The 12,295-nt window shown below is 60.3% G+C and carries 11 protein-coding genes; 6 read left to right on the top strand and 5 right to left on the bottom strand.

Going from position 1 to position 12,295, the window contains the following annotated elements:
- From ACTO3O_RS09290 to ACTO3O_RS09275, 4 genes are all read right to left on the bottom strand, one after another.
- On the bottom strand, positions 1-1,873 hold a 1,873-nt coding region (locus ACTO3O_RS09290), incomplete at its 3' end, for an ABC transporter permease (protein WP_482596729.1).
- A 40-nt stretch (positions 1,874-1,913) separates the two neighbouring features.
- A complete protein-coding gene (locus tag ACTO3O_RS09285) occupies positions 1,914-4,262 on the bottom strand; it encodes an ABC transporter permease (RefSeq protein ID WP_482596727.1) in 2,349 nt (782 codons plus the stop codon).
- Between the two features lie 48 nt (positions 4,263-4,310).
- Positions 4,311-5,651: a TolC family protein gene (locus ACTO3O_RS09280; RefSeq protein ID WP_297831360.1), complete on the bottom strand. Its 1,341-nt coding sequence runs from the start codon at positions 5,649-5,651 to the stop codon at positions 4,311-4,313.
- An 822-nt stretch (positions 5,652-6,473) separates the two neighbouring features.
- On the bottom strand, positions 6,474-6,620 hold the full coding sequence (locus ACTO3O_RS09275) for a hypothetical protein (RefSeq protein ID WP_294592763.1): 147 nt from the start codon (positions 6,618-6,620) through the stop codon (positions 6,474-6,476).
- A gap of 165 nt (positions 6,621-6,785) precedes the next feature.
- Here ACTO3O_RS09275 and ACTO3O_RS09270 point away from each other — a divergent pair, with 165 nt between their 5' ends.
- The 4 genes from ACTO3O_RS09270 (at position 6,786) to ACTO3O_RS09255 (ending at position 10,541) form a co-directional block, all read left to right on the top strand.
- Complete coding sequence (locus ACTO3O_RS09270) at positions 6,786-8,162, top strand: sigma-54-dependent transcriptional regulator (RefSeq protein ID WP_294592765.1); 1,377 nt, start codon at positions 6,786-6,788, stop codon at positions 8,160-8,162.
- Positions 8,163-8,224: 62 nt separating this feature from the next.
- A complete protein-coding gene (locus ACTO3O_RS09265; RefSeq protein ID WP_297831353.1) occupies positions 8,225-8,563 on the top strand; it encodes a hypothetical protein in 339 nt (112 codons plus the stop codon).
- Between the two features lie 103 nt (positions 8,564-8,666).
- Positions 8,667-9,989 carry a sensor histidine kinase gene (locus ACTO3O_RS09260; protein ID WP_297831351.1) on the top strand — a complete coding sequence of 441 codons (1,323 nt, stop codon included), beginning with the start codon at positions 8,667-8,669 and terminating at the stop codon, positions 9,987-9,989.
- Positions 9,990-9,995: 6 nt separating this feature from the next.
- A complete protein-coding gene (locus ACTO3O_RS09255) occupies positions 9,996-10,541 on the top strand; it encodes a GNAT family N-acetyltransferase (RefSeq protein WP_482596724.1) in 546 nt (181 codons plus the stop codon).
- 30 nt (positions 10,542-10,571) lie between these two features.
- Here ACTO3O_RS09255 and upp read toward each other — a convergent pair whose 3' ends face one another.
- Positions 10,572-11,225, bottom strand: a complete 654-nt coding sequence (gene upp, locus ACTO3O_RS09250) for a uracil phosphoribosyltransferase (protein WP_297831348.1) — start codon at positions 11,223-11,225, stop codon at positions 10,572-10,574.
- 197 nt (positions 11,226-11,422) lie between these two features.
- Between upp and ACTO3O_RS09245 the strand changes: the two genes are divergently transcribed.
- On the top strand, positions 11,423-11,569 hold the full coding sequence (locus ACTO3O_RS09245) for a hypothetical protein (RefSeq protein ID WP_297829760.1): 147 nt from the start codon (positions 11,423-11,425) through the stop codon (positions 11,567-11,569).
- Positions 11,554-11,769 carry a hypothetical protein gene (locus ACTO3O_RS09240; protein WP_297831345.1) on the top strand — a complete coding sequence of 72 codons (216 nt, stop codon included), beginning with the start codon at positions 11,554-11,556 and terminating at the stop codon, positions 11,767-11,769. The genes ACTO3O_RS09245 and ACTO3O_RS09240 overlap by 16 nt, the downstream gene beginning before the upstream one ends.
- Positions 11,770-12,295 lie beyond the last annotated feature (526 nt).

The raw sequence follows: 12,295 nt of genomic DNA, 5'->3' as shown, positions 1-12,295 counted from the left end.
CCTTGATTTTGAAATAAGCAGTCTGCAACCGGTTATCGAGCCCCGACTCCTTCCCCACCAGCACCATCGCCATCGGCCCCACCGCGGCATGCAGCGACCCGAAATTGACATCCTCCATAATCCCCACGACCTCGACCCCGCGCCCCGCCCCGACCTCCAGCCTGTCTCCCAACTCCAGCCCGTACTTCCGGCAAGCCGTCCGGTTGAAGATCGCCCACGTTCCCGGCTCCGCCCGGTCGTCCTCTTCGACGAATCCCCGTCCCTCCGCGATGCGAATCCCCATCAGCTCCGTGAACTGCGACGTCACCTCCACATTACCGAACTCGACGACCTCGCCTCGGAACCACACCCCCAGGTTGTCGTAACAATCCCGAAACATCGGCGCCATCGACAAAGCCACCCCCTCCACCGCCGGATCGTTCTCCAGCTCATTGAAAAGACTCTGCCGATCGGTGAAAATCTTTTTGCTCACCGGCATCTCGACCACCCCTCCGCGGTTCATCCCGATCGCCCGCGTAGCGAGGAAACTGTTCTGCAAATTCATGAACGCCGCACAGATAATCAACACCATCGAGACCGAGAACTGAAACCCCACCAGCACATTCCGCAACGTCCGTCCCTTCGGCGAGAGCCCGAAATTTCCCTTGACCGCCAGCGCCGGCGGAAACGACGTCGAATAGATCGCCGGATAGAGGCCCGCCGCCGCACCCGTCAACACCGCAATCGCCGCCCCGAGGAGCACCACACCGCCGTTGTCGCCCGGCAGCAGCGACGTCGCGAAATACGAGCCCAACGCCGACCGCCCGATATAAGCCACCATCCCCAGCGCCACAGCGTAGGCCACCGCCGCCGTCATCGCCGCCTCGGCGACCTGAGCCGCCCGCAACGCCGCCACCGACGACCCCAGAATCTTGCGCGTGTTGATATTCTTCATCCTCACCGGCGCGAGCGCCATCGAAAAATTCACGAAATTGATCCCCGCCACGGCAATCACCAGCACCGCGATCGCCAGCAGGATGCGCGTCGCCGTCCGACTCCCCTTCGGCGCCATATCGTGTACGATATCCGCGGCATAATAGATGTCCGCCAACGGCATCAGCCGCCATTTCGCCTCCTCGCTCTTGTCCGGATAGTCGATCCGCCCGATCGCCCGCTCCACCTCTTCCGCCTCCCCGGTCGAAGCGAGTTGCAGATAGATCTGGTAATTGCTCCAGCTCCACAAGTTGCGTTCCGCCTCTCCGACCGGCAGGTAGATGATATTCGAAAAGATCGAATTACGCGGAAAATCGCGATAGACCCCGCCGACCCTTACCGCCCGCCGCACCCCGATCGTCGAATCGGTCTCGGCCGGCGCCAGCAGCCTCCCCAACGCCGGTTCCGAACCGAAAAACTTGCGGGCCATACTCTCCGGAATGAGCGCCGCCCCCGGCTCGTCCAGCGCCGTCGCCGCATCGCCCTCCGCCATCCGCACGCCGAGCAGCGCCAGCCACTCATCCGACACCTCCCGCGTAGTCTCCTCATAGACCGTCCTATTTCCCTCCCGCTCCGCCACCACATTCAGCGTTCGTTCGCGTCCGTCCGCCACCGCCACCCGCTCGATCTGCGGCACCGCATCCCGAATCGCCTCCGCCAGCGGCAGCGGCAACGCAGGCGTGTACGATCCCGCCGGAATATTCTGTCGCGCCGACGAGACCTCCACCCGGAAAATCCGATCCGCCCCCGCATGGAACCGGTCGAAGCCATACTCGTAGTTCACCTGGATCAGAATGATGACGAAAGCCGCAAAAGCCGCCGCCAGACCCAACAAATTAAGCCCCGACGCCAGTTTGAACCGGCGGAGCGTCGTTATGAAATTCCGAAAAACCGTTTTCATTGCCTTCCTTGTGTTTAGTATGATTCACTCCCTCCGAAGCCTACTCCGTTTTGAACGCCTCCACCGGATTCGCCGTCGCCGCCCGCCAGCTCTGGATCGTCACCGTAGCTAAAGTAATGAAAAGCACGATAGCCAGCGACACCGCAAACACCCACCAGTAGACCGGCGTCCGGTAAGCGAACGTTCCCAGCCATTCACGCACCCCGTACCACGCCAGCGGAGCAGCCACCACGAAGCAGATCAACACCAACCGGACAAACGAGCGGTTGAACATCGCCAGAATCTCCGCTACCGTAGCTCCCATCACCTTGCGCACCCCGATCTCCTTCCGCCGGTACTGCGTCTCGAAGACCACCAGACCGAAGACCCCCACCAGCGAGAGTACCACAGCCAGCAGCGAGAAGACCGTAATCAACGTCGTCACCTTCAACTCCTTCCGGTACAGCGCATCGAACACCGTGTCATAGAACTCGATATCGACCGGATAGAGCGGATCGAGCTCCGCCACCGTCCGTTTGATATGCGCCGCCCCCGCGAACGGATCCCCCTTGATTTTGATATACGCCACCGAAAGATCATACCACGCCTCCTTGCCGAACTGATAGAAACACATCGGCGCGATCTCATTTCTCAACGACGCGAAATTGAAATCCTTTACCACCCCGACGATCGGCACCAGATCGGAGCGGTGTCCGAACACCCGGTCGTCGAGCGTCATATCGAACTCGCTCATCGCCGTCTGGTTGAAAATAAACGCCCCCGTCCGCAGGTCGTCCTCCTCCTCGAAGTCGCGCCCCTCGATCGTCGGCAGCCCCATCACCCGACAGAAATTCCACGACACCGGCAGACACGTAAAATGAATGCTCCGTCCGTCGGCCAAACCCCGTCCCCACCGCATATACGTATCCGAGCACCCGACCCTCATCCCGGAAAAAGCGACATCCTCGATCGACGCATCCTCCTTGAGCCGATTGACCAGCGTATTTTTCATCTCCGATTTCGCCAAATCGCGGCTCAAATTCACGATAACGACCTGGTCATGATCCATCCCCGTATCCAAGCTCCGCATATAGCGATTCTGCAACTGCATGAACATCGCCGCCACGATCAGACCCAAAGAGACCACGAACTGGAAACCGATCAGCGCCGTCCGCAGCTTACGACCCTTCGGCGAGAGACCGAACGTCCCCTTCAGCACCAGCGCCGGAGGGAACGAAGTGGTGTAGACCGCCGGATAGATCCCCGCCAGTATCCCGACGCCCAGAGCTACCCCCAGCCCCAACCAGATCACCCCGCTATAGGTCGAGAAAGAGATACCCCCCGAAATCAGTTCGTTGAAGCCGGTGTCCGCCAGCAGGTAGACCCACAACAGACCGAGGCCGAAACCCAACAACGAGATGCCCACCGACTCGAAGATCAGCTCTGCCCGCAGTGTCCCGACCGAAGAGCCCAACACCTTTCGTGTATTGATATTCTTGATCCGCAACGGGGTGAGCGAAGTGGCGAAATTGACGAAGTTCACAGCGGCGATACCGATCACCAACAGAGCGATGGACAACAACAGCGTCATCGTCGTCCGGTTGCCCTTGGGCGCCGTGTCGTACCCCACCGTCTTATCGTAATAGACCTCCTCTATCGGTTGCAGGATAAAGTTCGGTTCTCCCGAAATCCAGTCCGGTTTCCCGAACGCAGCATACGCCTGCGTCATCTGCCGGGCCGCCTCCTCCGGATCGCTTCCCGGCCACAGCGTCACGAAACACCAGTAATTCTGAGCCCCCCAACTGTTTTTGTGTTCCTCCGGCGCTATTTTTTGTTTGATGCAATTGGGCACCGAGCTGTTCGCCGGGAAATCGCGATAAACCGCCCCCACCTCGACCGTACTCTTCTCTCCCATCTCGAACGTCACCAACTTGCCGATCGCCGACTCCGTCCCGAAGAACTTCCGGGCCATACTCTGCGGCAGGATCAGTTTCGTATGGTCGTCGAACGCCTCCCGCGTCCCCTCCGTCAGCTCGTAACCGAACACCTCGAAATCGTCCGGATAGATCGTCGTGTACGGCTCGATATAAGCCACCTTCGCCCCGTTGCGCTCCAGAGAGACATACCGATTATCCAGATAACACGGCCTCATCGTCCCCTGCGCGATCGCCGGCGAGCCCGCCAGCAGCACATCGATCATCGGACGCGCCAGAATCGCCTCGTGCATCGTGCTGTCCTTCACCTCCACCCGGTATACCTGCCGCGGATACCCCTTGTCGAACCCCCGTTCGTAGCTCACCTGCATCAGGATCACGATAAAAGCCCCGAAAGCCACGCTCAGCCCCACGATATTCAACCCGCAAGCCAGTTTGAACCGCTTGATCGTCACCAGAAAATTACGTAAAAACATCCCGTTCATCATTTTTTCATCCATTACCGTTCGTAAAAATTCCCCGCCCTACTCCGCCAGCAGCGGAATCCCTTTGTAATAGTCCACCAGTTTGCGCTTCGCCTGCCACGTGAGCTCGGCATTGAGCAGCGTCGCCCGCGCCTCGAGCAGCTGGTTCGACGTCGTCTGCAAATCCAACGCACTGAGCAGCCCCTCCTGATACTTGTACCGGGCCACCTTGTAGGCCAGCAGCCGCGCCTGCACCTGTTTTTCGGCCTGAATCCGTTCGGCATACGCCCCGTTCAGGTCCAGCACCGCCTGCTCCACCTCCACGGCAATGCGTCGCTGCGTCTCGATATGCGTCTGCTCCGTACTGCGGAGGTTGTTGCGCTGCCGGATCAGGTTGCTCGGACGGCTCCACGCCGAGAAGATCGGCACGCTCAGACTCGCCGACACCGACTTCGACAAGTTATCCTTGAACTGTTTATGGAACGGCGTGGCATCGTGCTTCAGGTTTTTGAAATACGACGTTCCGATCCCCGCCGACGCCGACAGCGACGGGAAGAGCATCCCCTTCGCCGTCGAGAGGTCGAGCTTCGCCAGCCGGACATTCATCATCGACATCCGGGCGTCCGGCAGCATCGCCGTCGCCACCCCCACGATTTCCGAGACCTCCTCCGTTTCGGACGCCGGTTCGGCATACCGGTAGGCCGTATCGATCCGGATCGTCTCCTCGGGCGGGAAATTCATCACCTCCTTAAGCTGTAGTTCCCGCGTCCGGGCATTGTTTTCGACCTTCGTCAGGTTGTACTCATCGGCCGCCAGCGACGCCTCCAGCTGCGCCACATCCGCCGCCCCGCGCAACCCGAGCTCCTTCATGTGCCGTCCCTGCCTCAGATTCTCACGCGAAGCCTCGACCTGCTCCCTGGCCAGCGTCCGCGTGCGCAGCGTGTACGTATAGTTGAAATAAGCCGTCAGGGTCTCCAGCGCCACATTGTCCTCCGTCTGTTTCTGCTGTTCCTCCCCGCGGAGCTTCGCAATCTTCCCCGCCCGCGTGTTGTTGAGCAGCTGCAACCCGTTGAAGACCGTGATTCCGGCATTCACCCCATAGCTGTTATTCAACGTATTGACCGTCGTATAGGCATTTGTCGACGGGTCCACATTCCGTCCGAACCCGGCCGACAGTCCGACACTTCCGCTGAGCGACGGCAAGTGCCTGAGAATAGCCTCGTGATACGACACCTTCAGGTTGGCATTGGCCAGCTGCTGCCTCACCGCCCTCGGGCTGTTCTCGATCGCATACCGCATGCACTCCTGCAAGTTCCACACATGCAGCGAGTCGTTTTCGTGTCCGTAAACGCCCAGTATGCTCAACCCGCACACCCAGGCACATGTCATCCATTTTTTCATCTCGATACAATTCCGTTGTTTTCGGTTCGCGTGACTCGTCACGCCCCGCACCATTTTTCCGCCCAGATAACCACACAGCGTGCCAAACCATTTAATTCAGTCTTTATCAATGAATTACAATTCACACCATTTCCCCCGAGTGTCTATTTTTTTGACACTCTTGTCTATTTTTTTGACAATCCTATCCTATCTTTGCCCTGCCGAACGTTCATAAAAGTATCCGGTGCGATGCCTCAGACAGAGAGCGACAAAAGAGTTGGGCCGTCAGCAGTTTGAGGATGCGTCAGCATCCGTCTAAAGTTTTTTTGGTTCTTTTTGTTCACAAAAAGAACAGTTCCAGGCGGGACAAAGCTCGACCCGCGCGCGATCGCTGAAGTAGGAAATCATTCAAACGCATGATTTGCGTTTGAATAAGATTTCCGCCAGCGCGCGGAACAGTGGGTTGGGCCGAGGCTACCCGCGTTGTATAGGGGTAGAGGCTGGTAGTTGAAATGCGTCAGCATTTCCCGTCCACGGGACGTGTAGCCCGCTTGGCCGACGCATTCGCGTCATGGCGCGCGGCCGTTATTACTTTCTAGTTGCTCGCGCGCCGCCGCCTAAAGAGGGAAAGAGAATGCGAAAAGAGAATAATATAGGGTAGAGATAGCGTGCGAACAAAGAATGGCAACGATTTGGGATGAATTTGGTGCGGGTCGGAGCCAGCGTGGCCGGAAACGAGCCCCGCGAAGTTGCAGGCCTACGCCTGGGGTGGCTCCGGCCCGCGCGGCTCGTAGAGCCGCAGGAATCATTCCCCAAATAATTAAAACGCAGCACCCCATCCGTTTATTCCGAGAGGCAACGCAACTGAAAACCGTAACCGCGATAGCTCGTACTGCTGGTACCGAGACCGTGCGAACTGAAATTCAAATCCATGCCGTTGACTCCATTTGTGATGGAAGACCAACTGAACCCGCTGCCGCCGACGTACATAAGATTGCCTAATTGCCTTTCGTTACCTGCATCGCGGTAGCCCGGGGCGGGGTCACGCGGCCTCGAACAACAGGCTGCCTCCGGCCCAAGCGAACAAGACCCGCGTCACACGCCCCCCCCCGGGAACCCCATTTAGTTTATACCCACCCATACACCGACCGAAATATGAAAAAAGAGGGAACGATCATCGTCGTAGACGACAACCGCAGCATGCTGACCGCCGTCGAGATCCTGTTGAACGGCGTCTTCGAACGCGTAGTGACCCTCAGCAGCCCCACCCGCCTGCTGAACACCCTGCGCGAAGTGCACCCCGACGTCCTGCTGCTCGACATGAACTTCAGCTCCGGGATCAACAGCGGCAACGAAGGCCTCTACTGGCTATCGGAAGTCAAGAAAGCCTCCCCCGACATCGAAGTCGTCCTCTTCACCGCCTACGCCGACATCGACCTCGCCGTGAAAGCCATGCAACGCGGCGCCACCGACTTCGTCGTGAAACCGTGGAACAACGCCAAACTCGTCACCACCCTCCGTAACGCCCTCGCCCTGCGCCGTTCCCGCTCCGAAGCCAAACAACTCGGCGACATCAAACGCTCCTTCTCCACCGACAGCACCGCCGAGAACGCCATGTTCTGGGGCACCTCCTCCGCCATGAAACGGCTCCGCTCCATGGTCGAGAAAGTCGCCGCCACCGACGCCAACATCCTGATCACCGGCGAGAACGGCACCGGGAAAGAGATGCTCGCCCGCGAACTCCACCGCCTCTCGAACCGCCGGGACGAACTGATCGTCCCCGTCGACCTCGGCGCCATCCCCGAGACCCTGTTCGAGAGCGAACTCTTCGGCTACGTCAAAGGCGCCTTCACCGACGCCCGCAGCGACCGCGCCGGCAAATTCGAAGCCGCCTCGAAAGGCACCCTCTTCCTCGACGAGATCGGCAACCTCCCCTACCACCAGCAAGCCAAACTGCTCACCGCCCTGCAAAGCCGGAGCATCGTCCGCGTCGGGAGCAACACCCCGATCCCCGTCGACATCCGCCTGATCTCCGCCACCAACCGCGACCTCGACCGGATGGTCGCCGACGGCAGCTTCCGCGAAGACCTCCTCTACCGGATCAACACCATCCACATCGAACTGCCCTCCCTCGCCGAACGCACCGAAGACATCGTCCCCCTGGCCGAAATCTTCCTGAAGCGCTACGCCACGAAATACAACAAACCCTGCACCGGCTTCGACCCCCAGGCCCGGGAGAAACTGACCTCCCACACCTGGCCCGGCAACATCCGCGAGCTGCAACACACCGTCGAGAAAGCCGTGATTATGGCCGACACCGAATCGGTGACCGCCGACGAGCTCCTGATCTCGCGTCGGGAAGGCGAAGAGCCCGGCCCCCGTCCCGCCACCTTCTCGACCCTCGAAGAGATGGAACGCTCCATGGTCACCGAAGCCCTCAAGCGCCACGAAGGCAACCTCTCCGCCGTCGCCGCCCAGTTAGGCGTCACCCGCCAGACCCTCTACAACAAACTGAAGAAATATAATTTGTGATCGCCGCGCCCGGACAGCCATGCCCCCTCCGGAGCGACTTTACGCGGGACGCCGATGTGCCCATGAACGGTACCTTCCCCTATTACTCCGACGGCGTAGCCGGGGAAAAATACACCAATGGGAACTTCAAAGCCACCAACGGTCGTCTCTACAAGGTAAGCACCTCGGGCGCGGGAACCCCGCTCGCCTGGTACCCCGCCCCGGGCTTCCGCGACTGCGGCTACTATGGACGCGGAGGCCAACCCGACAACGTCGGCTACGGCGGATTCAGCTGGTCGCCCGCAGTCGGCGGCACCAACCGCATCTACGGCACATTTTTGAGCTTCTATACCCAACGACTCAACCCCAACAGCTCCGGCTACCGCGCCCACGGTGTCCAGTTGCGTTGCCTCGCAGAATAAACAGAGCCCTACCCCAAATAAAGACCGCAAATAAAGGCCGCCACCCCAACCAGCCTCAGCCTAAAACCGACCGCCGCCCCCAACCATCATACCACACAGCACCATGTACAAAGAACTGACCGCGCGCCTCCTACCTCTCCTGCTTCTGCTCTCCGTCTCCTCGGCCGGCGCCATCGTCACCCTCCTCCACCGCCACTACCTCCTCAGCAGCTGCTGCGCCGGCGCCGTTCTCCTGCTGCTGATCGCCCTTCTGCGGCTCTACAGCCGCACCACCCGCAAACTCGTCTTCATGTTCCACTCCATCGAGAACGGCGACTACTCCTTCAAATTTTCCGAAACCGCCTCGCGCCGCAACAACATCCTGATCAACCAATCCCTCAACCGCATCCACTCCCTGCTGACCAAAGCCCGCGACGAGACCATCGAACAGGAGAAATACTACCAACTGATCCTCGAAAGCGTCACCACCGGCATCCTCATCATCAACGACCGCGGCCACATCACCCAGACCAACCGCGAAGCCCTCCGCCTGCTCGGCATCCAGACCCTGACCCACATCAAGCAGCTCGGGCGGCTCGACGAACAATTCCCCGCCCTGCTCCGCGACATCGTCGCCGGCGAGAGCCGCCAGCTCACCTGCCGTTCCGAGCGCGGCTCCGTCACCTTCTCCGTCCACGCCTCCTCCATCGTCCGGCGCGGCGAGCCCCTCAAGATCCTCGCCCTGACCGACATCGAGAACGAACTATCCGACCGCGAAATCGAGTCCTGGATCCGCCTGATCCGCGTGCTGACCCACGAGATCATGAACTCCATCAACCCCATCACCTCGATCAGCGACTCCCTCGTCGAACGCATCGGCCCCGCCGACGACTCCGAGCTCCACCGCGGCCTCGCCACGATCAGCCAGACCGGCAAGAACCTGATCTCCTTCGTCGAATCCTACCGCAAATTCACCCGCCTGCCCACCCCGAGCCCCACCCTGTTCTACGTGAAAGAGTTCGTCGAGAACCTCTGCGCCCTCACCTCCGCCACCGTTCCTGAAAGAGCCCGCCCCGTCGAGATCGGCATCTCCGTCGAGCCCGAAGACCTGATCCTCTACGCCGACCGGAGCATGATCAGCCAGGTCGCCATCAACCTGCTGAAAAACGCCATCGAAGCGACCCTCGACGTCGCCCAGCCCCGGATCGACCTGACCGCCACCGTCGACAGCCGCGAACAGGTGATCATCACCATCGCGAACAACGGCCCGAGCATCCCGCCCGAAGTCGCTGACCAGATCTTCATCCCGTTCTTTACGACCAAGAACGGCGGTTCGGGCGTCGGCCTGAGCCTCTCGCGCCAGATCATGCGCCTGCACGGCGGCACCCTTCAGTATCGCCCCGGCCCGAACGGCACCGGTTCGATCTTCACCCTGACCTTCCGATAAAAACTTTTGCTGAAAGAAAAAAAGATGTCCCCCCAGAATCCCCCCTTGGAATCCGCCCGCCTGCTCCTGCGTCCCTGGCAGCTTTCGGATGCCCCGGCCCTCTTCCGCCACGCCCGCAGCGCACGCGTCGGCCCCCGCGCCGGCTGGCCCCCGCACACCTCCGAAGCCATGAGCCGCGAAGTCATCCGCACCCTCTTCAGCGAGCCCGAGACCTACGCCGTCGTACTGAAAAGCCTCGACGAACCGATCGGCTGCATCGGTCTGGTACCCCGCCGCCACGAGCACTACGGATCGATCGCCCCCGACCAGCGGGAAATAGGCTATTGGCTCGGCGAAGCACACTGGGGCAACAGCTATATTCCGGAAGCCGTCGAGCTACTCGCCGCCCGCTACACAGCCCTGTCCGATATCTCCGCCCTGTGGATCACCACCCGCGCAGACAACCTCAACTCCCAGCGCGTCGCCCTCAAGTGCGGTTTCGTCCGCCAGCCCTCCTTCACCGCCATCGACGGACACCCCAACGAGCTGTTTTTTAGAGACCTGGAAAGATAAACCCGCCCCTCTCATACAAAGCAGACGCGCCTACAGCTTCTTCCCATACGCCAAATCACCAGGATCGCCGATCCCCGGCACGATATACGACTTGACCGTCATCTCCTCGTCCACCGCCGCCGTCCAGAGCGTGACATGCTCCATCGGGAAATGCTTCCGGACATACTCGACCCCATCCGCCGACGAGATCACCGAGGCCAGATGCGTATGCGCCGGCACCCCACCCTTTTCGATCAGGGCATAATAGGCCAGTTCGATCGACGCCCCCGTCGCCAGCATCGGATCGACCACGATCAACACCTTTCCTTCGAGACTCGGCGTCGTGACCTGCTCCAGAACGACCTTCATCGTCCCGTCCTTGCTATACTTTCGGAACGCCGACACGAACGCATTCGACGCATCGTCGAACACATTGAGGAATCCGTTGTGCATCGGCACCCCCGCCCTGAGGATCGACGCAATGACGACCTCATCCGCCGGCACCATGACCTCCGCCTCGCCCAACGGCGTCACGACCGTTTCGGCCCTGTAGTTGAGCGTTTTGCTGATTTCGTAGGCCATCACCTCTCCCGTGCGTTCGAGATTCCGTCTGAAACGCATCGGATCCCGCTGCGTGACCTCATCGCGCAACTGCGCCACGTAGCGCGACAAAATCGTATTTTCCTGATTCAATACCTTAATCATATCCGTTTTGTTTTTGAACTCCCCCCTTCTCCCCGCCCCGATTTTCCCGGTTTCCGGACAATCGTTGCGCTCTCCGTGTAATGATTTACAAATATAAACTTTCCGAGCAACAAAACAACCCCGCCGTCCGTAAAAATGCCCTTTCCCCCGCCCCGGGCTTCCGCGACGCGGGCAGCAATGGACGATTGGGAGATCTGATGGGCATCGGAAATGACGGATTCAGCTATTCGTCGTCGGTGGAGGGCAGCAACAGGGTGTGCTTGTACTTCTATACGCAACGCCTCGATGCCAGCTACTTAGGCTATCGTGCCTACGGTCTTCAGTTGCGTTGCCTCTCGGAATAAACAGGAAGGAGAACCCCGCCCCGGGCTACCACGAGCGCAACGATGGAGCCTTGGCATATGTGGGACATCACGGCGCCAGCTGGTCGTCTTCTACGACCGGCTATTGGGGCTTTTATCTTTGGTTTCATCTGGGCCTTCTAAACCCCAGCGGTGCGAACGCTCGGGTCTACGGTTTTCAGTTGCGCTGCCTCTCGGAATAAACGCCGCGTGCCCGCGGAGGGCAATGGGCTGGAACTACCCTAACAACTGGCAGCCTCTACCCCATTTGCACTCCTGCGACTCGCAGAGTCGCGCGGGCCGAAGCCTCCCCCAGCGGAGGCCCGCAACTAACGTTGCTGGGGCCCCGCAGGCTTCGACCCTTAATATTCACTCTCGACGAAAGTGGGTCGGACGCCCGGGAGGTACGGCAACTTTCGACGCGCAAGCGGCGTGTTGCGGGCCGAGCGTGGGCAGGCGTCCGGCCCGCGCGACCCGTTGGGTCGCAAAAGCAACACCCCCATTCACCCCTTGACCAACAACAGCAGTCGCCGCCAGCGGAGAGCAGCAACGAGCCCCGACGAGTTGCAGCCCGCCGCGTGGGGTGGCGGCGAACTGCGCGGCTCAAAGAGCCGCAGAAGCTCGGCCTTTTTCTGTTGGGTTCGTCCTCGGCGCGCCCCCCACGCGCCGCTATAGCGTCGCCCTCGCCGAGGACGGCGATTCCGTGAGGAATCGCGCTACTCGCTCTCA

The organism is Rikenella sp., from assembly GCF_056799795.1.
The sequence above is the reverse complement of the archived record's forward strand: the minus strand, read 5'-3'. Positions and strand labels throughout refer to the sequence as shown.

What these genes read in the sequence shown, in the direction of transcription:
- ACTO3O_RS09265 (WP_297831353.1), top strand. Translation starts at nt 8,225, where the DNA reads ATGAACGGTACCTTCCCCTATTACTCCGACGGCGTAGCCGGGGAAAAA.
- ACTO3O_RS09275 (WP_294592763.1), bottom strand. Translation starts at nt 6,620, where the DNA reads ATGTACGTCGGCGGCAGCGGGTTCAGTTGGTCTTCCATCACAAATGGA.
- ACTO3O_RS09280 (WP_297831360.1), bottom strand. Translation starts at nt 5,651, where the DNA reads ATGAAAAAATGGATGACATGTGCCTGGGTGTGCGGGTTGAGCATACTG.
- ACTO3O_RS09270 (WP_294592765.1), top strand. Translation starts at nt 6,786, where the DNA reads ATGAAAAAAGAGGGAACGATCATCGTCGTAGACGACAACCGCAGCATG.
- upp (WP_297831348.1), bottom strand. Translation starts at nt 11,225, where the DNA reads ATGATTAAGGTATTGAATCAGGAAAATACGATTTTGTCGCGCTACGTG.
- ACTO3O_RS09260 (WP_297831351.1), top strand. Translation starts at nt 8,667, where the DNA reads ATGTACAAAGAACTGACCGCGCGCCTCCTACCTCTCCTGCTTCTGCTC.
- ACTO3O_RS09285 (WP_482596727.1), bottom strand. Translation starts at nt 4,262, where the DNA reads ATGTTTTTACGTAATTTTCTGGTGACGATCAAGCGGTTCAAACTGGCT.
- ACTO3O_RS09245 (WP_297829760.1), top strand. Translation starts at nt 11,423, where the DNA reads ATGGGCATCGGAAATGACGGATTCAGCTATTCGTCGTCGGTGGAGGGC.